Below are 21,659 nucleotides of genomic sequence, written 5' to 3' on the forward strand. Positions count from 1 at the left end.
TAGATGCGAGCTACAACAATGTAATTTGATTGTTGTAGCTCGCTCAATTAAATTTGTAACATTCCTTCAGGATTTACAGAGAAAAGCGATCGCCTCTGCAAACCTTCACGGTGTAAAATCTCGTTGGCTGCCAACAAACCACTACTGACAGCGCGTTCCATTAAGCCGCAGGGAAATGGCATTTTCACCCAATCTCCAGCAAATAACAAATTAGAAATATTACTAATAGTTTCGGGACGTTCGGCATAACTATGAGGTGGATATCCCGAAAAATTATGCTGATTCACTAATTCTCGATGCAATATTTTTGCTTGTTTTAACTCTGGAACAATTTCATAGAGTTCTTGTTCAAAAGTTGTCAACAAAGCTTCTTGGGTGGGAAATTGCTTTTCTTTGTAGCAGTATGCGTGCAACTCCACTACACTACCACCAGTTTTTTGCGCCCAATCAATAAATTGTTGTTGAATCCTATGATAGAGGGTAATACTATCAGTTAATTGATAGCCAGATAACGAAGTAAAGTTACTTTGTGCCCAGGCAAAATCGCGGTCAAACCAGAAGCGACACACGGCAAATGGGTCGGCAATACTTAACTTTTCTACTTGCGATCGCACTGTAATATTAACATCACCATCTATTAATTTAAATAATTGCTGCACCCCAGGCACATCAGTTGCAAATACATAATAATCTGCTTTAATTGTGGCAGGTTCTCCTGATGCAGAATTAACTGCTATTAGTTTTACTTCATCATCTTGACGTTGCACAAGTTTAAACTTAGCTAAATTCCGTTGAGCAGGCCCTTTTAATACTTTTCCATCTGCGTCAAAAACTGCGCCATGACAAGGACAATGAAACTTACCATCTTTGGCTTTTTGCACAGTACAACCTTGATGAGTGCAAGTTAAAGAAACAGCTTCTTTGCTACCTTGTGCTAAGGCAAACACTTCATCTGCTGCCCCAAAATATTCTATCTTTTCATCGGCGATCGCAGTGTTACGTTTTACCGTAAAAGCTCCCGAATTATGATTGCTCCCAACAAAATATTTTATGCCGTCAATTTGACCATTTTGTGCCAATATTGTACTCACATTAGCATCAGTAATAATTGTACCGCCTTGCTTTTGAATTGACCTAGCAATTGGTTGTACTAAACTAGTTCCCATATCATCTTTAGTACCATTAAAAGCTAGCCCTTCGGGATTGCCAAAAAAATAAAAATGGAAGAACTGCATTAGTTCTCCCACACTCATCACATCTGGTGCATTTAAACTAGATTTGGCAAAAGGCAGAAAATATAAGTCGTATAAACCTTGAGGAAATTCAGTTGCTACCCAATCAGCAACCGAGATATGATCAAAACGCTGGTAGTTCTTTTCGCGTTGAAAACCAGTGATAGCTTGAAAGACTTGCAAATGTTTAAGTTTGATCAAATTAATCCCCCATTGAAAACGGTTGGGAGATGCGATCGCTAAATCTATAATATTCCAAGGAAAAGCCGAGCGACTAGGGCGAAATACCTCTGGTTGATACTTATCACCGTAATAAATCACAGAATAAAAATTCAGCGATTGGAAATTTTCTTTAATCCCTAATTCTGCTACTAAACTATTCAAATTATAGTATTGGGGAAAAAAGCCATGAAAACCATGTTCCATCATAAAAGTTTCCCCAGCAGCTTCGATTTGCCAACTCGCAATTTTACCACCAAGTTGTGGAGACTTTTCTACAAGTTTGACAACAAACCCCCTCTGACTCAACTCGTAAGCACAAGCTAAACCGGCTAAACCACCGCCAATGATTGCAACAGTTTTTTGTTGATTTAATAACCGAGGTAAATCAAGAGTCTCTTTTTGAAATACTGTTGGTTTAGGTTTAGTAAATCGAGAGTATCCTGCAACTCCAGCAATTGCACCCACACTAAATAATTTGAGCAATGTGCGACGGGAGATAGCAGATGATTCCAGCAAATTAGACATTGGGATTCTGGGGTGGTTACAAAATTTACTCTTGACAATGCGATACAGGCACAAAATGATGACTGTGACTTATCGCCATCTAATTTGATTGATGATAAAACACGTAGATTTAGTATGCAAACTAAAGGTCATATTTTATTCAATCTTGACGATGAGAAATACAAACAAAACCCGCCTAAGCGGGTTATTTTCTTAAGTCCACCCAGGTGGACGCACGTTTGTATAGTAGCGAATTTTCATCGCCTGATTAGTTCTAAATTCCCCTACACCCCACACCCGCCCCAACAGGGCTTGCTCAAAATGCTGTACGTCCTTCTAAGTGGGCGGAAATTTCCTGTCGGTTGCGCCAAACCGGACGCAATTGCTGACGCGCAAACAATTGCAGCTGATCACCGATATGGGGTGAATTGGGTTGAGTCGCATTACCATAGCTAGTTAAAGCCATTGCTTTGACAGGTTGGGAAAACTCCACAGCCGCAACATAAGAATCCCCACCAACCGCACGCCAGCTTTTCTCACCTGTTGGAGCAAATTTGACGGCACGGAAAATTCCTTCATCTCCAGAACCGCCGTTAGCGGGTAAGTCAAATTTGCCATACTGTAAGCGATAGACATCTCCCCAAGCAACATCTAATTTGCCATAAGTTTTCTCTACCTTGGTCGCGGCTTCGATGAGTGCTTTGACGGCATTTTCGGGATTGGCTAAACCGTCTGGTGTGGTGAGTGGAGATTTTTCACTCCAAGGAGTGCGAAAAACATTATCCAGATTAATATTTTCAAACCAAGCAGTAAAAAGTACAGCACCTTTGCTATCAGCATTGGCTTGGCGATCCCATACAGCCAAGACATCTGCGGCGCGTTTTGCTATTTCATTTCCCTGCTGTGCGGCCAGAATCAAATCATCTAAAATTCTCTGTGCCAATTCCATCTGAGTAGAATGCTTATAGGTAATCATTTCCTCAAAAGAAATACTTTGATCTGCCGCTAACATTTTGGCTGAACTTTGCGCCCGAAAGTACATTGGCCCTCTTGGAGCCATGTAAGGTGGATAATTTTCGGCTTTGATGGCTGTGGGAAAAGTAGTTGTCCAAGGCGGATCATTGGCATTTTGTAACCAACCACTAGGTGGGTCGATAACTTTAGGTAAATCTTGATAGGGATGATATTTTGTCCATAAAGTTTGAGATGTGTCGCCGGGGATAATACCTTGCCAGTAGTTAAAATCTCCTTGTTGCCGCACGGGAACCAACCCATTAAATAGGTGCATAATATGGCCTTCCCGATCAGCATACATAACAGTAAACATCGGCAGTTGTAACCGTTGCAATGCCTTCTGAAATTGAGTGAGATTTTGAGACTTGGCCATATCCCACCACTGTTGTAATATATGTGGCCGATCTAGCCCAACAACACGCAATGCTAAGACTTGGCCATCTTTTTGGCTAACTACAGGCCCATGCACAGAACTTTTGACTGTAAATATTTGCTCACGTAAAGAGCCATTTTTTTGTTTGACCTTTAAGAAAAAACTTGCTGTTTTAAAGGGAAGAACTTTGCCATTAAACAAATAGCCATTTTTTTGCAATTTCAATTGATAGGCATCCCAGCCATCGTGAGTGTTAACGGTGTGAGTCCAACCTAAATTATCGTTAAACGCGATCCCTAATACCGGAAACCCCACCAATGTTGCTCCATAAGCATCAATTCCAGGGGCAGTAATTTGCGCTTCATACCACAAAAATAAATCGCCCCAAAGCAAATGAGGATTAGCCAATAGCATTGCTTTTCCACTAGCAGAGCGTTTTGGTGCTATCGCCCAACCATTTGATGCCCCTGGAGAATGTGACTGGTTCAGATACGTCAGACTCTCTGGCTCAACGACAAAAGTAAAAAGTATTACCCGTTGCAGATGACTCAACACATCTTCAGGTGTAATGGGTAAAACTACTTCTAGTTCATCATCAATTAAATCGGGATGTTGTTTGGCATAGGCATTAATTCCCGCCGCAAAAGCTTGAAGATAGTTGCGAAATGCGCCACTTTGGGCTTTATACCAAGACTTGGTGCGTTTAGGTACATCCATTGTCAGTACCCATTTGTCTGATTCTAAATAATCCTGTCCCCAATATTCAGCAGCTTTTCCCCTAGCTTGTCCATAAAGACGTAACAGTAAGTTGCCGTGACTTTGCATTTGCGCCCAACCAAAGGCCTGAAATGCACCTTGGGCGTTATTGCCGTAAATATGTGGTATGCCGTATGTATCCCAAAGAATTTCTGTATTTTTAGTTACGGAATTCACACTTGAGCTACTCATCACTAAGATGAATATCATGCTGAGTAGAAAAGGCAAAAACCGCCGGGATATTTTCTTCCAGCCCCAATGCCATACAGGTTGAGTTTGAGCAGCAAAAAACATTCTTTTAGGAATTTAATTGTGTAAAAAATTACAGGCTGCTATAAGTTAGAAAAAAATTGCGGGTAATATGCGATCGCATATTACCACGCTATCAGCACTAAACAGCCTCGAAAACCGCAACTTTTAACTTTAGGTGTAGCTTCACTTAGTGAAACTCGTTCGCAATAAAACACTAAAATAAAAAAAAACTGCTGTCAAGTCTATCGCAGTTTTTCATCACAATATTTCGCAGATACATCCTAAATTAGCTGATCATTGCTCAGTCTCAGCACAAATTACTAATAAGAAAGTATTGCAAGTAATCTCATGTTTAGGCGATCAGCCAATACCGTTTAGTTAACAGGACTTACGCACAAGCTACGGAAAATCGTAGACGCGATAGCGGCTTGCCGCAGGCTACCACAGAGAGAAGTTGCGTGCGGAGGTTCCCTCCGTTGAGCAAACTTCGGTCGGCGCAGAGTTCACGGAGAAATGAGAGTTTGAGAGATATTTTGCGTAAGTCCTAGTTAAGTTAAATCAGTAGCACAATCTTACCTGCGATCGCCCCCGTTTCAATGAGAGAATGGGCTTTGGCCGCATCTTTTAAGGCAAATTGATGATTTACCTGGATTTTTAACTTGCCTTCATCCATCCACTTTCCACACTGGTCTAAAATTTCTGCGTGGTGCTGAAGACTATCAACCAATCCCAACAGCATTGGTGTCAGCATTAACTCCAAACCAATTCGCAGATTGCGATTTCTGGCAACTTTCCAAACAGTATTCGCATCAGGTTCCAGAATCGTCACAATATCGCCATACACCCGTACCGCCGGGAAGGTTTTCGTAAAAGTCTCACCGCCAACAGTATCAAAAGCCAAATCTACACCTTCGCCACTAGTCCAATCTAAAGCGGCTGGCACAAAGTCAGTTTGTTGATAAAAAATTGGGTAATCTGCACCAAGTTGTTTGACAAAATCGGCCTTTGCTTTGGTACTAATTGTAGTGGCGACAGTCGCACCCTTGAGTTTTGCCAATTGAATCGCCACATGACCCACACCACCCGCACCAGCATGAATCAAAACCCGTTCCCCTGGTTCTAATCTTCCCCGTTCGTATAAAGCTTCCCAAGCAGTAATCAAGACCAACGGTGCAGCAGCAGCTTCCGCAAAACTTACAGATGCTGGTTTAGCAGCAACAAATCGCTCATCCACAATTGTATATTCTGCGTAATTACCCTGGTGTCCGCCTAAGCCACCATAGCAAAAATATACCGCATCGCCTGGGCGAAACTTTTGGACACCAGCACCCACGGCTTCCACAACGCCTGCGCCGTCACATCCCAAAATCGCTGGCATCTGCTCTGGGTAGAAAGTGCCACGTTTGCGAAGTTTAGTATCAATTGGATTAATGCCAGCAGCCACCAAGCGGACTAAAAGTTGCGTATTGTCTAAAGGAACGCTGGGGGTTGGTACTTCCTGTAATTGCAGTACATCGGGACTACCTGCTGCTGTCATTAAAATGGCTTTCACGGCTTTTACCTCCTAGCTGAGATGCACATTCTTTTGCAACTTTACAGTATTAGGAGGACGCAGAAATATCTCTCAATGGGGGTGTAGCAACTTGATTTTATTCAGGTGAATACCGATTCATCCTCAGCCAATCTTGAGTTGAACCGACGTTGGGATTTTCACCAGGGTTATTTGTACCATAGATTTGTCCTTGACGATTGATCCAATAGTAGTTGTATTGGTTTGACAACTCGGCAATAGGATAACCTGAGCGCAGGGTTGAGAAACGATAAATTCGAGTTTCGCTAAAATCAGGATGTTTACTTATTTGCAGTTAATTTGTGGCTACTATAACTTGTCCGCGCTGTCAGCAAATCGTTGAAGCTCAAGCGATTACTTGTCCCCATTGTCGGTTAACTTTAAAAGCCTTTGGTCATCCTGGTATTCCATTATACCGGGCTATTGGGGATGAATATTTGTGCGATCGCTGCATTTATCATGCTGATGATACCTGTAACTTTCCTCAGCGTCCCTATGCGAAAGATTGCACTCTTTATCAAGATATTACAGAACAACAATTACAACAACAACAGCAACTTGATAACAGCAGTTTTAACGTTACTTTCAAAAATTGGCTCAAACGCAATCAAGGTTTGCTGTTGTTGTTAGGTTTAATATTGATTTGTTTAATCATCGCTTTGGCAACAACTTGATTATTCTGCCAAAGTTAAGTCAAACCAAAAAGTTGTACCAATGCCAACTTCACTCACTAAATGAACTTTAGTACCATGTCTTTCGATGATATTTCTGACAATCGATAAACCCAAACCTGTTCCTTCTAAAGTGTGAACGCGGTTTTCTACGCGGAAGAAGCGGTCAAAAATTGCCTGTTGGTCTTCTGAAGCAATACCAATCCCCGTATCAGCAACTTCTATCCGCACTTGGGGAGATTTGTGCTGAGAGTTTGATTTTGGGGTTAATTGATAGGCGCGGATGGCAACTTTGCCGCCAGCTTTGGTAAATTTCAGCGCATTTCCTACTAAATTGGCTAATACTTGCAGTAACAAATCATAGTTACTTTTAACTAGTGGTAAATTAGGGGCAACTTCTTGCAGAAGTTCTATACCTTTATCTTTGGCATTGAGTTGATAAGTTCGCAGTGTTTGTTCAATAGCTTGGGAAAGATCCACCGCATCAAAGTTATAACTACGACCAGATTCCAACTTAGATAAGTCTAAAACATCGTTAACTAAGCGAGTCAGGCGATCGGTTTCATGATTAACAGTTTTGAGAAAATCTTGTCGCTGGTCTAAACTTAAATCTTCGCCGTAGTCATGCAAAGTTTCAATAAAAGATTTGATATTAAATAATGGTGTTCGCAGTTCGTGAGAAACGTTGCTAATAAATTGGCTTTTAGCTTCGTTGAGTTCTACTTCCCTTGTAATATCTTGTACGGTGATAGCAATGCCTTTAATACTTTCACGCTGCAAGTTCAGTACTGTAGTCAATAAAATTCGCACAGTTCTTTTAGTTGGTTGATTTAAATGAATGCGGAACTCAGCACTTTCGCATTCACCTGTGGCCATTTCATACAAAGGCCGAGTAATTTCCATTTGTACTGCTGAAGGCAATTGATGTAAAACATTGCTACCTACTACATCATTGCCTTCCCAACCAAAAATTCTGCGGGCTGTAGGATTGACTAAAATTACCTGCATATTGTTATCAATCAACACTGCACCATCAGCAATTGTCGAAACCAAAGTTTCTAGTTTGGCTTTTTCTGCTGTTAATTCTTCAATATTTTGCTCTTCATAGCGTTCTAGACGCTCTGCCATATCATTAAAGCTGAGAATTAACTCTCCGAGTTCACCACCTAGGGGTAAGTCAATTCGCTGCTTAAAGTTCCCATAGGCGATTTGTTTCACCCCGACTAGCAATTCTTTAATTGGCTTGGTAATGGTTAAAGCGTTAATTACACCTGCCAAAATGACCATTACCCAAATTGTGATAAATACGGCAATCGTCACATCACGGGTGAAGTTGGTAGAAATGACCGCTGTCTGGTTGGGATTGATCCCAATTGCCAACACACCTAAGTATTTTTTATCTACTGTTAACGGCACAAACACATCGGTAACAGCACCGTCTGGGGTCATGTGTTGGCGTACCATCGGCTTATCATCTTCACCAGGATAATCTTCTGGTAGTTGTATTCGCCGTTCAATGGTCAATAAGGAGTTTTCTACTTCCGGTTCCCAAAACGGAATGCCAAAAAAGATTTTGCCGCTTTCGTCAGCATAAAGCATGTACCTCACACTAGAGGTACTGCTGTAGAACCTTTGGGAAAATTGGGCAACCGCAGTGAGATTGTTTTCTGCAACTAGGGGGGTCACGTTGGCAGCAAGCAATAGTCCCAAGTCCCGACCGAAGCGGGTGTCATTGAGACGTGCATCTTGCTGAATTGTGTTTACAGCCCAAAAGGTCAGACCACTCATCACCAAAGAAACCACCAACGTGGCAACAGCTAGAAGCTTAGTTTGGAGGGTGAAATCTGACCACCAGTTGGCGATCGCTTCTCGAATTGTCTTTAACAGAGCCAGCATTGTCAGTAAAGTTGTTAGTAGTTTTGGTTATCAACCCCAACAACTAAAAAATTAACAGTTAATTTGGTGAACATGGTAGAAAGAAGTCTGAAGTCTGAAGTCTGAAGTCTGAAGTCTGAAGTCTGAAGGTCGATTAGCAAAGCCATCACCGGAGGTTAACGCAGAATACAACTTCCTAATTCACACTTCACACTAGCCTGCGGCAAGCCACTGCGCGTCTACACACTTCATACTTCACACTTCACACTTCATACTTCATACTTCATACTTCATACTTCATACTTCATACTTCCTTCAGTACTCGATGACCAATGTCTTTCCTATAATATATTCCTTCAAACTGGATAGATTTCAGACCTGTGTAGGCTTGGGCGATCGCTTGGGAAAAATTCTCTCCAGTTCCAGTGACATTTAACACTCTTCCCCCATCGGTGACGATTTGCTGTTGTTCGTTCAACTTTGTCCCTGCATGGAAGACAGTAACTCCTGTGGCTTCGTTAATGCCAGTAATTACCTTGCCTTTTTCATAATCCCCAGGATAACCACCAGACGCTGCCACTACAGTAGCTGCTGCGCCACTGTGCCAGGCAATGGGGGGCATTTCTCCTAAACGTTGTTCTACACAAGCCAGGATTAATTCTTCTAAGGGTGTAGCTAACAAAGGCAAAATCACCTGGGTTTCGGGATCACCAAAACGACAGTTAAATTCCAACACCTTAAAGTTACCTTCGGGTGTAATCATTAATCCGGCGTAGAGTACACCACGGTAGTCGATGCCTTTAGATTTGAGGGTAGCGATCGCTTTTTCTAACACATCCGTTTGCACCCTTGCCATTAATTCTGGTGTGGCGATTGGTGCAGGCGCATAAGCCCCCATCCCCCCAGTATTTTCACCCGTATCACCTTCACCAACTCGTTTATGGTCTTGGGCAGGTAACAGAGGGCGAATTGTTAAGCCATCAGTCAAGGCTAAAACTGAAACTTCTTGTCCCTGCAAACACTCTTCAATAACGACAAACTCACCCGCACTGCCAAATTGCCCCTGAAAAATCGTCTCAATGGCGTTCTCTGCCTGTTCTACTGTCTCAGCCACCGTCACGCCCTTACCTGCTGCCAAGCCATCAGCTTTCACCACTATCGGCGCACCTTGGGCTTTTACATAAGATTTAGCAGCAGCAGCTTCCGTAAATACCGCAGCCTTAGCGGTAGGAATCCCCGCTTCCTGCATCAGAGCCTTTGCCCAAGCCTTACTCGCTTCAATTTGCGCTCCAGCCTTGCTAGGGCCAAAGACCATCAATCCCTTGGCTTGCAAGTAGTCTGTAATTCCCTTTGCTAAAGGCACTTCTGGCCCAACTACCACCAGATGAATGTCTTGTGCGATTGCGTATTGGCTGATACTTTCAAAATCATCTACGGCTAAAGACAAATTATGGCAACGTGCCATACTAGCTGTACCACCATTTCCTGGTACACACACAACTTCCTCTATTTGCTGAGATTGCAATAATTTCCAGGCTAAAGCGTGTTCACGCCCACCATTACCTACAACTAAAACTTTCACTGATTTCCTCTTGCGTCTTTGGCGACACGAGAATACCCTAGAGTGACTCGCGGATCAATTTTTCACTAATTCTGGCACTGATGCAAGCCCCTCATGTATCAATGACTCTTCAGATATCCATATTTGACGTATTAATAAATACTTTTAGGATTACCACTTTGATTTAATTTGTTTAACTACCGAATTAGTGCTGAGTTATCATTTAAAAAATCCTGAATTAAGATATTGCAATTAACTTGACCTAAGTAAATATCAATAAATTTACTTAAGTATTTTCTTAATATTTAAAGTAGGTAAGTATTTATAATTAATAATTAGATCAATCGACGTTTAATTGAAAAATAACTAGTAAATGATGACATTTAATCAATACAAGTATTAACCTGTGAATATTGCCAACAGGGAAATATAAATAAAACCAGGAAGATAAATCATATGTCTAAAATTATTGTTACGGGAGCAGCCGGATTTATTGGTTCTCACATTGCAGAAGTACTTTTACAGCAAGGAGAAGAAGTAATAGGTATTGATGAATTCAATGACTATTACGATCCGATGTTTAAACGTAAGAATGTTGCCCACTTACAGTGCTGGCCTGGTTTTACCTTAGTTGAAGGCGATATTCAGTTGTTAGATTGGCACAGATTACTGCAAAATGTCGATATTATTTACCACCAAGCTGCACAAGCAGGAGTAAGAGCTAGTTGGGGTCAAGGTTTCCGTGCTTATACTGAACGTAATATTAATGCTACACAAGTTTTGTTAGAAGCAGCTAAGGATGCGAAAAACCTCAAAAGATTAGTATATGCTTCAACGTCTAGCGTCTACGGTGATGCTGAAACTTTACCTACCCACGAGAGCATTATTCCTCAACCTGTATCGCCCTATGGTATTACTAAGCTAGCAGCAGAAAGGATGTGTAGCCTGTATTGTAAAAACTTTGGTGTACCAGTTGTCTCGTTACGCTATTTCACAGTTTATGGCCCAAGACAACGCCCAGATATGGCATTCCATAAATTCTACAAGACTATATTGCAAGATGAAGCAATTCCTATTTATGGTGATGGGCAACAAACACGAGACTTTACATTTGTTAGCGATGCTGTAGCAGCCAATTTAGCAGCCGCCACTGTACCAGAAGCAGTTGGCGAAATTTTTAATATTGGTGGTGGTAGTCGAGTAGTTTTAGCAGAAGTTTTAGATACAATGTCTGAAATTGTTGGCAAGCCTATCAAGAAAAACTACATCGAAAAAGCCATGGGAGATGCACGACATACTGCTGCAGATGTTACCAAGGCAAAACAAATTTTAGGCTATCAGCCTAAAGTATCGCTCAGGGAAGGTTTAGCCCAAGAATGGCAATGGGTTAAGGCGTTGTATTAAATTCAGTATCAGGATTATTTTGTGACGAATGAGTAAAACGGGGTGTAGGTTAGAGGTTGTTTTCCCACACCCCGTTTTGGTCAGTAGTTTATTTAACACCATCAATATCTGGCATTTCCGCTTCAAAGCTTTGAAAAGTCTGGCTTTGGCGTTTTCGGACAAGTCTATTTCCTTCTCCCCTGCACAAGAGCCTACGGTGTACACAGCAATTTTGGGTTGCCAGACTATTAGTTGAGCAAATTCACAATTAAGGATGGCGATCGCTTCAATATAGCAAAGGTGTCGTATCATAGCGATCGCTTCACTTCACACTAGTCAACTACAATATATATATGACTTTGTTACGAATTGTATAGTTAGGGCTTGGCTGTCATGGCTCCTGCCGTTTTAATTCAAAATCTACAAAAGCGCTACGGTACTGTTGAAGCTGTCAAAGATGTTTCTTTTGAAGTGGAACCAGGCGAAATTTTTGGTTTACTCGGCCCAAATGGTGCAGGTAAAACCACTACGCTGCGCGCTTTGTGTACTCTTACTACTCCAGATGCAGGCAAAATTGAAGTATCTGGCGTTTCTGTGTTAGATAACCCCAAAATAGCTAGGCAAAAACTCGGTTATGTAGCGCAGGAAGTCGCCATCGATAAAGTTTTGACAGGAAGAGAACTACTGCAATTGCAAGCCGCACTTTATCATCTCCCTGGCGCGGTAGCGAAACAGCGAATTGGGACAGTTTTAGATTTACTGAGTTTGCAAGAATACGCCGATAAAAAAACCGGAACTTATTCAGGTGGTTTACGCAAACGTCTCGACTTAGCTGCTGGACTACTTCATGCGCCAGATGTCTTAGTTTTAGATGAACCTACAGTTGGACTGGATATCGAAAGCCGCTTTGTTGTCTGGGAGTTTCTGCGGAAGTTGCGTGCATCAGGAACTACAGTATTAATTACCAGCCATTATTTAGAAGAGATTGACGCACTCGCCGATCAGGTCGCTATTATTGACCGTGGGATTGTCATTGCCACAGGTACACCCTCACAATTAAAAGATAGGGTAGGAGGCGATCGCATTACCTTACGCATTCGGGAATTTTCCCCCCTGGAAGAAGCCGAAAAAGCCAAAAACCTCTTACAAGCTTTACCTTTCGTCCAAGAAATCATCATCAACAACTCCCAAGGTAATTCCCTCAACTTGGTAGTTACCCCGCAAAATGATGCCTTAATTACCATTCAGCAAACGCTGAATCATGCGAGTCTACCAATATTCGGCATCGCCCAATCTCGCCCTAGCCTTGATGATGTGTACCTCGCCGCTACCGGACGCACATTAATGGATGCAGAACTAGCCGCAGTCGCTAGCCGCGATCCGAAAGCGGAAAAGAAGCAAAATATGAGATAGAAATGCTGAAGTGTGAAGTCTGAAAATAAAATTCACACTTCACACTTCACACTAGCCTGCGGCAAGCCGCTGCGCGTCTACACACTTCATACTTCACACTTCATACTTCATACTTTCTATGAGTGTAACTCCTAAATCTGATGTCAATTGGCAGCAACTAGCCTCACCTGCGGATGCTGCACCTAATTTTTTTGGTGAATTAGTCCAAGAGACGCTGGCTTTAACTCGTCGCTTGTTTATTCAACTTCAACGCCGTCCCTCTACTTTATTGGCGGGAATTGTTCAGCCTGTGATGTGGTTGGTGTTATTTGGCGCTTTATTTCAAAATGCACCGCAGGGTCTATTTGGTAGTACGACAAATTACGGACAATTTTTGGCTGCTGGCGTCATTGTTTTTACTGCCTTTGCTGGGGCGTTGAATGCTGGATTGCCTGTGATGTTTGACCGCGAATTTGGCTTTTTGAATCGTTTGTTAGTCGCTCCCCTCGCATCGCGGTTTTCCATTGTCTTTGCTTCCGCCATCTTTATTATTAGCCAAAGCTTGCTGCAAGCAGCCGTAATCGTCGGTGCAGCAGCCTTTTTAGGTGCAGGAATACCAGATGCCGCAGGCTTGAGTGCGATCGCTCTTATCGTCTTCCTCCTAGCTTTAGGTGTAACGGCAATTTCCCTTGGTTTAGCTTTTGCTTTACCTGGTCATATTGAATTGATTGCTGTAATATTCGTTACAAACCTGCCTTTATTATTTGCTAGCACTGCTTTAGCACCATTATCTTTCATGCCCAAGTGGTTACAAATTGTTGCCACTCTCAACCCTCTCAGCTATGCCATTGAACCCATTCGCTATCTTTATCTGCATCAAGAGTGGGGATTAAGTAGTGTTGTTATGCAAGCACCTTGGGGAAATATTACTTTTGGTGGAGCTTTGTTAATTTTGCTGGGCTTTGCTGTTGTGGCTTTATTCAGCATTCAACCCCAATTACGCAAAACTCTTGCTTAAGATAAAAGCAGGGTGACATTGGAGTGTATTACAGAAGAATCTCATGCAAAAATCATTTTTATCCCTAAAAAGTTTATGTGTGGCTACCTTGGCGGGCGTTGGCCTAGCCTCTTTGCTCACAGCACAACCAAGTTTCGCGCAACTCAATACATTTGATACCAATCCTGGCGATAATTCCCAAGATAATACCAATCCATTTGCAACCAATTCAGGTAACTTAAATCCTCTTGATTTGATTCATCGCGCTCAGTTTGGCAATCTTAATTGGGATGCACAACAAAAGGATGAAGAATTAAATTCAGCAGTAGCTGATTTAAACAAAAAGCGGGCAATTTTAAATCAACAACACAATCAGCCTGCAAGTATCATTCCTGGACAAGCTGTTCCTGGTTTACCAGTTATCACTTCTCCTAGCGTGGTTTATCCTGTGCAAATCGTTCCCGCACAAAAGTGAATCTCATTCAAAAACCTCACCCCATCTATAAATCCTTTACTGAAGCTAGATTTTGTAGTCAGTGAAAGGAAATAAAGACCAAAGGTGAGGTCTAACAATTTTAGATTTTGGATTTTGGCTTGAGTAATTAATTATCCCAATAGCCAATTCAGGGCGGAAACAAACCACGGGCGAGGAAATAACCTCGAATTTGGCAGGAAACCAATAATTGATTTCCCTAAACCTCACAAAAAATAACCGGTTTAACTATTGCCTGTTGCCCCAATCCTGTTCCCTTCAAAGCAATTACAGACCAAGCGCAGTTAAAACATCGCTAGCGTGGGTAGCTGTATTAACGCTGGCATCAACATGAACGATTTTGCCCTCAGGGTCAATCACATAGGTCACTCGTTTGGCATAACCACCACCATCAACGTCATAAGCTTTGATTAGCTCTTGTTTAGTATCCGCTAACAGAGGAAAGTTCAAATTGAATTTTTGAGTAAATGCTTGATGAGATACTTCATCATCAGCACTAACGCCCAAAACCACTACATCTTTGTTTTGATATTGCTCTTGAGCATCACGGAAGCTACACGCTTGTTTGGTGCAGCCTGGAGTGTCATCTTTGGGATAAAAATACAAAACAACTGTCTTACCAACAAAATCAGACAATGAGACAGTGTTACCATTAGTATCTTTGACGGTAAATGCAGGTGCATCCGTACCAACTGCTAGAGGCATAGTGAACCTTTCCTGTTTGGTGTTTGTTGATGACTTTGAAATTTTACAATAATTTACAATGATTAAATGAAATAGATGAAAAACAGCAGAGATATTTCAGCCTAGACAGCTACGCGGAAGTCAAAAGTCAAAAAGCTTATATCACAAGCTTTTCACTAACTTGAAATTGTATCTTTAATTTCCACCCCGTTGTACTAGTTAAGCAACAAGTATTAAAAAATACTTAAATTTTTCTAGATTAATCATTGTTCAAAGAAAAACATCAAAGTCAAATGGACACCTTCAATTCCCAACCCTCAAAGACCTTCACCTATACGCCTAGCAGCATAGCCAGAGCAGAACGATCGCTGTTTTGTTCACCCTTTAGGACTGGCTTATTTACAGCCATGCGTCAGCAAAGTATACCGTTAAATGCGATCGCCCTAGAAAATGGGGTCAAAAATGGCTACACAAAAAATTTTTTATCAGAACTAAGTTGTTATAACGCTTTGGACTGGTTAATCCAAGTTGGCGTACTGCGGCGAGAAGTAGATGGACAGGGAATTACAGACAGTTTTCGCCTCACGCCTTTAGGTCATCAACTTATAGAAAAATATCAAGGTAAAAATTGGCCGACCCCTTCATGGCGTGATTATTTTTACAATGCTGGCATTCGTTGGTTTCGATTGCCTTTTTAGAATTGGCGATCGCCAGTTAATATTTAGCTGATAAAAGGGAACAATATATTTACGGAAGCATCAAAGCCCACATAAATTCTTCATCAAAATCTGAAGAGTTTTGCGAGGTTTTGCAACCAGCTACCTAAGTACGGTCAAAAATTAACCAGGAGATAAAAGCAGATTCTAGCTTTGGCTTTCTTGGCTACCCATAGCAGTCGATGACAAAGACTAATTATCAAACATGGACACTGCGGCTTTAAAGCCTGTTCCCTGCTATGGCTTATACGTAAGTTAAGTAATTTTGACAGATCAAATGCTATGAATAGTAATATTTTTATTGCCTGCTGTCTGCCTCTTGCTATAACTGTTGATGAACAGATTATGTAAATAGCCTGTTTGTAATTAACTATTTCACCCTCTTATTTAAAAACGACATTAAGTATGAAAGCAATTATGGTAGTGGGGACAACATCCCACGCAGGGAAATCACTGTTAACTACGGCTATTTGCCGTTTATTGGCACGGCGTGGCTGGCGAGTGGCTCCCTTTAAAGGACAAAACATGGCTTTAAATGCTTATGTCACAGCCAATGGGGGCGAAATTGGTTATGCACAGGCGGTACAAGCTTGGGCTTCAGGGGTGGTTCCTTGGGTAGAGATGAATCCGATTTTACTCAAACCCCAAGGTGATATGACTTCTCAGGTCATTGTCAAAGGCAGACCCGTAGGTAAAGTTAAAGCCGCAGACTATTACGAACAATTTTTCGACCTTGGTTGGCGAGCCATAGAAGAATCTTTACAACATTTATCCACAGAATTTGACATTTTGGTTTGTGAAGGTGCAGGTAGTCCCGCAGAAATTAACTTAAAGCACCGTGATTTAACAAATATGCGGGTGGCAAAGTATTTAAATGCACCAACCATCTTGGTAGTGGATATCGACCGTGGCGGTGCTTTTGCCCATGTAGTCGGCACTTTAGAATTACTTGACCCCGATGAACGGGATTTGATTAAAGGAATTGTAATTAACAAATTCCGTGGGCAGCGATCGCTTTTAGATTCGGGCATACAATGGCTAGAAGAACGCACTAAAAAACCCGTAATTGGTGTATTACCTTATTTTCAAGAACTCTTTCCCGCCGAGGATTCTTTAGACTTACTAGAGCGCAAATCCCAAAAAAATCAAGCTGACCTGAATATAGTTGTCATCCGCTTACCTAGAATTGCTAATTTCACCGACTTTGACCCCTTAGAATCAGAACCATCCGTCTCCGTAAGGTATCTCAGTCCAAAACAAGATTTAGGACATCCAGATGCAGTCATTATCCCTGGGACAAAAACCACCATTGCCGACTTAATTCTCTTGCAGAAAAGTGGTATGGCAGAAGCAATCCAAAATTACGCCGCTTCTGGTGGTACAGTTTTAGGGATTTGCGGTGGCTACCAAATCTTAGGACAAATCATTGCTGACCCCGAAGGTATCGAAGGTCAAGCAGGTAGATTTCAAGGGTTGAATTTGTTACCCATCAGAACCGTCATTACCGGACAAAAAATTGCTCGTCAACGCCAAGTTAGCTCTAATTATCCCCAGATGGGCTTGCCAGTTACAGGTTTTGAAATTCATCAAGGGCGATCTCGCATCGAACAACCACCAGATAGTCAAGCGTATCAACCCCTATTTGATGATGTTAACCTAGGGTTGGTGGATAGCTGTCAATCAGTGTGGGGCACTTATCTGCACGGACTATTTGACAATGGCCCTTGGCGACGCGCTTGGTTAAATCGCTTGCGTCAACAGCGCGGTTTGAAATCCTTACCCACAGGTGTCGCCAACTACCGAGAACAGCGAGAACAAATCTTAGACTCGCTAGCTACAGAAGTAGAACGCCATTTAGACTTAACACCATTTTTGTCGTAGTTGTTAGCCAAAAATTTCATGAGTGTTAGCGTTCGATTTTTGCCCGATGATATTGTCATCAATGCCGAAGTGGGAGAAGCACTCTTAGATGTCGCAGAACGCGCGGGAGTGTTTATTCCCACTGGCTGTTTGATGGGTTCTTGTCACGCCTGTACTGTAGAACTTGAAGATGGCGATGTCATCCGTGCTTGTCTTTCGGCAGTACCGCCAACTGATGAGGAGTTGACAATACATTTATTTAGCGACCCAACTTGGTAGTTGGAATTTTTTCCAGATAAAGGTTTTCAAACCCATATTGCCGAAAATTAGACTTGTCCGAGAGAAGAGGTACTATCTTTGACTGCAACTTGGTATCAATACCAATACTTGGGATATGTTCTCTCGTGTGCCAAATTATTGAAGACCACAGCACAAAGTACCAAAATTATCGAACCTTCTAAGACAGGGGTTAAAAGAAATTGCCAAGATGCTTTGGTCATCATGACAACTAATGCAACTGCTCCGGAAGGAGGGTGTAAAGTTGCAGTAAGTTGCATCATCCCAATAGCAGTGGCTACAGCCATTCCCATTGCCCAAGGTTCTGAACCAAAAAGATGCAGAATAGTTAAGCTCACTAATGCTGCTACCAGATTACCACCAATTACATTTCGGGGTTGGGCTAAAGGACTCTCAGGTATACCAAAGATTAATACGCTAGTAGCACCAAAGGGAGCCATCAGCAAAGGAGAATTAGTTTTGACAGAAAGGTAAGCTGTTGCGGCTATTCCAATAAAACTACCGCACCAACTCCAAAAAATGTGTCTGTGGTGAGGTCTATCTAAACAAAATGAACGTTTAGTTCCACGTATTTTAAAGCAGTAGTTTTTCCATTTCTCCTGAACGTTTTGATGTTCAACCTCTCTAGATAGGTGGAATAAATTCGCCCTTTGGGTAAATAACCTTTCATAATTCTCCAAAGCTACTAAAACCAACAGTCCTCAACACAAAAATATTCAGTGCTTTTATTGCCTTAGCTAATCTTTTTAGGCAATTAGCCAAAAAAAATCCCTACATTCTGTCAACTGCAAGCAATTGGTATGTCAATGCTGATGCCAATGGAGCAGCAAATATAATTTCCAAAGTAGCGGCAACATTGCGGATTAACCTCAATGGAGTCAGTAGAGGCGCATTGACTACGCCATTACGAGTTCATTTGTGGACTCTTACGAATCCCCCGACTTTTTGTTTAAATGAGCGTTCGCGCAGCGTGTCGTTAGACAAGCGGAATTTAAACAGTCGGGGGAGTGTCAATTGGCTATTCAAATGCTACTCATAAAATAGTTGAAAACTAGTGTTGAAGGAATATCGTGAACTTTACGATTCAAAATGTCTTAATTGCCACCGATGATGCGTACTCCACGACAGATGTACAGGTTGTAGATGGTAAAATTGTGGCGATCGCACCTCATCTGGATGTTAGAGGAACAGCTGTTAATGGTGAACACAAGCTGTTACTTCCGGGTTTTATTAACGCCCACACCCATTCTTCCGAAAAGTGGCAACGGGGCATTATTCCGCCTTTACCTTTAGAATTATGGCTGGCGCATCTGTATGATTTTGCGCCTCTCGACACGGAAAAAGTCTATCTCAGCGCACTAGGTACGGCGGTAGAAACTTTACTTTCTGGGGGGACGAGTGTAGTAGATCATTTAGTACTAATCCCCGGTGAAGAGTTAGAAACAATTGCGGCGGCGGTTCGTGCTTACCGGGAGGTGGGGATTCGAGCTTTTATCGCCCCGTTAATTCAAGATGAATCTTTAACTGCGGGTATTCCTGCTGGGGAGAGTGAACGCAACCACGAACCGTATTTTCGCTCGACAGCTGAGACGCTGGCAATTATTGAGTCAGCAGTCAAACAATTTCATCGCCCAGATGAAGGGGTAAGTATTTTAGTTGCGCCTACGGGAATTCAGTTGTGTAGTGATGCGTTATTTACTGGTTGCATTGAGTTGAGCGATCGCTATAATTTATGTCGTCACTCGCATTTACTGGAAACCAAAGCCCAAGAAAAACTCGCTCAAGAAAAGTATGGTTGTAGTGCTGTTGAACATCTTAAACGACTTGGTTATTTAGGCGATCGCACTTCTCTGGCCCATTGTGTTTGGTTAAATGATGCTGATATCGCAATTTTGGCTGAAACGCGCTCTACTGTTGTGCATAATCCTTTGAGCAATTTGCGTTTAGGTAGCGGGATTGCACCAATTTTAAAATATCGTCAAGCTGGGGTTAATGTCACTTTTGGTTGTGATGGTGCTTCCAGTAATGATTCTCAAGATTTATTAGAAGCTATCAAAATTGGTTCTATTCTGCACAACACCACAGAACGAGATTATCAATATTGGATTACGCCCCGACAAGCTGTAGAAATGGCAGCATTAGGCGGTGCTAAAGGTTTAAATATGGCAGATAAAATTGGTTCGCTGACTGTCGGCAAACAAGCTGATTTAGTACTTTATGATTTGACCAGTTTATCGTTACTCCCGCGTACAGATCCTATCGGTTTGTTAGTTTTAGGAAGACCAACAAATGCTGTGCATAGTGTCTGGGTCAATGGCAAACAAATAGTAGCTGATGGTCAAGTTACAACTATTAATGTTGATGAATTACGACAAGAATTATTTCAGCGTAGTCAGTGGGATACTAAGCGCAAGTCACAAACTGTTGCAGAAATTGAGGCACATTATCGTCAGGTAATGGGTTTATAACGTCCAAAAAACACGGTGCTTTTTTCTCTGACCGTGTTTATCTTCTCTTAAATTAAATTTGTTGAATTATGAATCAAGACAATAGCCAAAATAAAATCGACCAAGCGTCATCCGAAACGAATACTAAAAGTTATAAAAATTGGTGGGTTGAAATTATTTCTGTATTAACAATTGGCTATCTCATATTTAGCTTAATTAGTCCAATGTTGCTCAAACAAGAACAACAACCAAGAAGGATAGAAGTTCCAGATATTATAATTATTGCCGTAGTTTTACTTTTTAACTCTAGCTTAATCAATAGATTAGAGGATTTTGGCATTTCTAAAGAAGGGGGAATTACAGCTAAATTTAGGGAACTTAAGCAAGAAGTTAATAAGCAGAAAAAAGAAATTGATGAATTGCAGGCACAACAGCTAGAACAACTAGAAAAACAACATAAAAATCTTGAAGAAATGCAAGCATTTATGTATAATTTCTTGCTAGGTGAAAAAGATTACGAGAAAATTGAGCAACTTCATCAGCATTGTGAAGCCAATAAAGATTATAACTTTTATGTTTCAGACAAAGTAGGTGATGAGTTAAGACGCTTACGGGATTTAAAATTAATTAATACAAATTTTGGTTATATCAGCGATATAGTTAAAGCCAGTAATAATGGTAAGCAACCAATCGATTTAACTAAATATCTGCATGTGACGGATTTGGGTAAAAAGTTCTTAATGACTCGCACCCAGTTAAATTCTAGTAACCAGCAAGAAAAAACTAATTTCCCCCCAATTTCCCAAGCTGAATAGATGGATAAACGGGTTTAAAACCCCTACCAAATTGAAAATTTGGTAGTTATCAATCAGTGGCAGGTGAGAATCCCTAGCTGATAGTCTCCTAACGTTTTGATTCTGACGGATGTATTCTTGTTCAAGTTTATGAAGCTCGTTGGCGGAATAAACCTGTCATCGTGACGCCAGTAATTAACAACCCAACTAATCCTAAACCATTTAAAATTGGATAAATTTTCTCTAAGTGAATGATTTCTAGGGTATGCAGTCCGAGTAAAAATTCACCTAGCTCATCTTGATGTAAGACTTCATGAGCTATGGTGTAACCCATACCAGTTAATACTGTCAGAAATAAGGGTAAACATAAAATAATTGCGATTTGGCGATGATATCGCCGAAACATTCGATTCATAAATAGTTTTTGGGCAAGGTAAACTTTAGGGTATCAGGTTTAGCACAATTTTTAATCAGAAGTTTTATTACATCTGCTGGATTTTTAGATTTTATTTATATTTTAGAGATAAAAATTTATAATTTTTGGTAAATTAGCGATCGCCATCTGC

At 41.4% G+C, this 21,659-nt stretch carries 19 protein-coding genes; 10 read left to right on the forward strand and 9 right to left on the reverse strand.

All coding sequences use genetic code 11. The annotated features are described in order from the left end of the window. Positions 1 to 47: 47 nt before the first annotated feature. The 4 genes from H6G69_RS22630 to H6G69_RS34455 form a co-directional block, all read right to left on the reverse strand. Positions 48 to 1,979, reverse strand: a complete 1,932-nt coding sequence (locus tag H6G69_RS22630) for an FAD-dependent oxidoreductase (RefSeq protein WP_190691376.1) — start codon at positions 1,977 to 1,979, stop codon at positions 48 to 50. A gap of 295 nt (positions 1,980 to 2,274) precedes the next feature. Then, positions 2,275 to 4,395 (reverse strand): acylase, encoded by a 2,121-nt coding sequence (locus tag H6G69_RS22635; RefSeq protein WP_199336237.1) that lies wholly within the window; start codon positions 4,393 to 4,395, stop codon positions 2,275 to 2,277. 511 nt (positions 4,396 to 4,906) lie between these two features. Further along, entirely contained in the window at positions 4,907 to 5,905 is a 999-nt protein-coding gene (locus H6G69_RS22640) for a zinc-binding dehydrogenase (RefSeq protein ID WP_190691377.1), read from the reverse strand. Between the two features lie 97 nt (positions 5,906 to 6,002). Next, positions 6,003 to 6,134 (reverse strand): hypothetical protein, encoded by a 132-nt coding sequence (locus tag H6G69_RS34455; RefSeq protein WP_277883439.1) that lies wholly within the window; start codon positions 6,132 to 6,134, stop codon positions 6,003 to 6,005. A gap of 91 nt (positions 6,135 to 6,225) precedes the next feature. On the opposite strand from H6G69_RS34455, the gene H6G69_RS22645 reads away from it, so the two are divergent. Then, a complete protein-coding gene (locus tag H6G69_RS22645; RefSeq protein ID WP_190691378.1) occupies positions 6,226 to 6,597 on the forward strand; it encodes a zinc ribbon domain-containing protein in 372 nt (123 codons plus the stop codon). Here H6G69_RS22645 and nblS read toward each other — a convergent pair whose 3' ends face one another. Continuing rightward, positions 6,598 to 8,490 carry a two-component system sensor histidine kinase NblS gene (gene nblS, locus H6G69_RS22650; protein ID WP_190691379.1) on the reverse strand — a complete coding sequence of 631 codons (1,893 nt, stop codon included), beginning with the start codon at positions 8,488 to 8,490 and terminating at the stop codon, positions 6,598 to 6,600. Positions 8,491 to 8,773: 283 nt separating this feature from the next. Continuing rightward, complete coding sequence (purD, locus tag H6G69_RS22655) at positions 8,774 to 10,051, reverse strand: phosphoribosylamine--glycine ligase (protein WP_190691380.1); 1,278 nt, start codon at positions 10,049 to 10,051, stop codon at positions 8,774 to 8,776. A 435-nt stretch (positions 10,052 to 10,486) separates the two neighbouring features. Between purD and H6G69_RS22660 the strand changes: the two genes are divergently transcribed. The 4 genes from H6G69_RS22660 (at position 10,487) to H6G69_RS22675 (ending at position 14,277) form a co-directional block, all read left to right on the forward strand. Next, positions 10,487 to 11,434, forward strand: a complete 948-nt coding sequence (locus H6G69_RS22660) for an NAD-dependent epimerase/dehydratase family protein (protein WP_190691381.1) — start codon at positions 10,487 to 10,489, stop codon at positions 11,432 to 11,434. Positions 11,435 to 11,806: 372 nt separating this feature from the next. After that, a complete protein-coding gene (locus H6G69_RS22665; RefSeq protein ID WP_190691382.1) occupies positions 11,807 to 12,826 on the forward strand; it encodes an ABC transporter ATP-binding protein in 1,020 nt (339 codons plus the stop codon). 118 nt (positions 12,827 to 12,944) lie between these two features. Beyond that, on the forward strand, positions 12,945 to 13,823 hold the full coding sequence (locus H6G69_RS22670; protein WP_190691383.1) for an ABC transporter permease: 879 nt from the start codon (positions 12,945 to 12,947) through the stop codon (positions 13,821 to 13,823). A gap of 43 nt (positions 13,824 to 13,866) precedes the next feature. Continuing rightward, positions 13,867 to 14,277: a hypothetical protein gene (locus H6G69_RS22675; RefSeq protein WP_190691384.1), complete on the forward strand. Its 411-nt coding sequence runs from the start codon at positions 13,867 to 13,869 to the stop codon at positions 14,275 to 14,277. Between the two features lie 285 nt (positions 14,278 to 14,562). Here H6G69_RS22675 and H6G69_RS22680 read toward each other — a convergent pair whose 3' ends face one another. Further along, on the reverse strand, positions 14,563 to 15,000 hold the full coding sequence (locus tag H6G69_RS22680; protein ID WP_190691385.1) for a peroxiredoxin: 438 nt from the start codon (positions 14,998 to 15,000) through the stop codon (positions 14,563 to 14,565). Between the two features lie 272 nt (positions 15,001 to 15,272). Between H6G69_RS22680 and H6G69_RS22685 the strand changes: the two genes are divergently transcribed. From H6G69_RS22685 to H6G69_RS22695, 3 genes are all read left to right on the forward strand, one after another. Beyond that, positions 15,273 to 15,677 carry an Npun_F0494 family protein gene (locus H6G69_RS22685; RefSeq protein WP_190691386.1) on the forward strand — a complete coding sequence of 135 codons (405 nt, stop codon included), beginning with the start codon at positions 15,273 to 15,275 and terminating at the stop codon, positions 15,675 to 15,677. 423 nt (positions 15,678 to 16,100) lie between these two features. Continuing rightward, on the forward strand, positions 16,101 to 17,576 hold the full coding sequence (gene cobQ, locus H6G69_RS22690; protein ID WP_190691387.1) for a cobyric acid synthase CobQ: 1,476 nt from the start codon (positions 16,101 to 16,103) through the stop codon (positions 17,574 to 17,576). Between the two features lie 18 nt (positions 17,577 to 17,594). After that, positions 17,595 to 17,834, forward strand: a complete 240-nt coding sequence (locus tag H6G69_RS22695) for a 2Fe-2S iron-sulfur cluster binding domain-containing protein (protein WP_190691388.1) — start codon at positions 17,595 to 17,597, stop codon at positions 17,832 to 17,834. Between the two features lie 95 nt (positions 17,835 to 17,929). Here the strand turns inward: H6G69_RS22695 and H6G69_RS22700 are convergent, their stop codons facing one another. Then, positions 17,930 to 18,547 carry an HPP family protein gene (locus tag H6G69_RS22700; RefSeq protein ID WP_242072149.1) on the reverse strand — a complete coding sequence of 206 codons (618 nt, stop codon included), beginning with the start codon at positions 18,545 to 18,547 and terminating at the stop codon, positions 17,930 to 17,932. A 375-nt stretch (positions 18,548 to 18,922) separates the two neighbouring features. Between H6G69_RS22700 and H6G69_RS22705 the strand changes: the two genes are divergently transcribed. Next, positions 18,923 to 20,320, forward strand: a complete 1,398-nt coding sequence (locus H6G69_RS22705; protein WP_190691389.1) for an amidohydrolase — start codon at positions 18,923 to 18,925, stop codon at positions 20,318 to 20,320. Positions 20,321 to 20,388: 68 nt separating this feature from the next. After that, positions 20,389 to 21,114: a hypothetical protein gene (locus tag H6G69_RS22710; RefSeq protein ID WP_190691390.1), complete on the forward strand. Its 726-nt coding sequence runs from the start codon at positions 20,389 to 20,391 to the stop codon at positions 21,112 to 21,114. 127 nt (positions 21,115 to 21,241) lie between these two features. Here the strand turns inward: H6G69_RS22710 and H6G69_RS22715 are convergent, their stop codons facing one another. Continuing rightward, positions 21,242 to 21,508, reverse strand: a complete 267-nt coding sequence (locus H6G69_RS22715; RefSeq protein WP_190691391.1) for a peptidase — start codon at positions 21,506 to 21,508, stop codon at positions 21,242 to 21,244. Positions 21,509 to 21,659 lie beyond the last annotated feature (151 nt).

It is taken from the genome of Nostoc sp. FACHB-110, assembly GCF_014697425.1.
Taxonomy (GTDB): Bacteria; Cyanobacteriota; Cyanobacteriia; order Cyanobacteriales; family Nostocaceae; genus Nostoc_B.

Excerpts from the sequence above, each read along its gene's own strand:
- H6G69_RS22630 (WP_190691376.1), bottom strand. The coding sequence starts at position 1,979 with ATGTCTAATTTGCTGGAATCATCTGCTATCTCCCGTCGCACATTGCTC.
- H6G69_RS22635 (WP_199336237.1), bottom strand. The coding sequence starts at position 4,395 with ATGTTTTTTGCTGCTCAAACTCAACCTGTATGGCATTGGGGCTGGAAG.
- nblS (WP_190691379.1), bottom strand. The coding sequence starts at position 8,490 with ATGCTGGCTCTGTTAAAGACAATTCGAGAAGCGATCGCCAACTGGTGG.
- H6G69_RS22660 (WP_190691381.1), top strand. The coding sequence starts at position 10,487 with ATGTCTAAAATTATTGTTACGGGAGCAGCCGGATTTATTGGTTCTCAC.
- H6G69_RS22665 (WP_190691382.1), top strand. The coding sequence starts at position 11,807 with ATGGCTCCTGCCGTTTTAATTCAAAATCTACAAAAGCGCTACGGTACT.
- H6G69_RS22670 (WP_190691383.1), top strand. The coding sequence starts at position 12,945 with ATGAGTGTAACTCCTAAATCTGATGTCAATTGGCAGCAACTAGCCTCA.
- H6G69_RS22675 (WP_190691384.1), top strand. The coding sequence starts at position 13,867 with ATGCAAAAATCATTTTTATCCCTAAAAAGTTTATGTGTGGCTACCTTG.
- H6G69_RS22680 (WP_190691385.1), bottom strand. The coding sequence starts at position 15,000 with ATGCCTCTAGCAGTTGGTACGGATGCACCTGCATTTACCGTCAAAGAT.
- H6G69_RS22685 (WP_190691386.1), top strand. The coding sequence starts at position 15,273 with ATGGACACCTTCAATTCCCAACCCTCAAAGACCTTCACCTATACGCCT.
- cobQ (WP_190691387.1), top strand. The coding sequence starts at position 16,101 with ATGAAAGCAATTATGGTAGTGGGGACAACATCCCACGCAGGGAAATCA.
- H6G69_RS22695 (WP_190691388.1), top strand. The coding sequence starts at position 17,595 with ATGAGTGTTAGCGTTCGATTTTTGCCCGATGATATTGTCATCAATGCC.
- H6G69_RS22710 (WP_190691390.1), top strand. The coding sequence starts at position 20,389 with ATGAATCAAGACAATAGCCAAAATAAAATCGACCAAGCGTCATCCGAA.
- H6G69_RS22715 (WP_190691391.1), bottom strand. The coding sequence starts at position 21,508 with ATGAATCGAATGTTTCGGCGATATCATCGCCAAATCGCAATTATTTTA.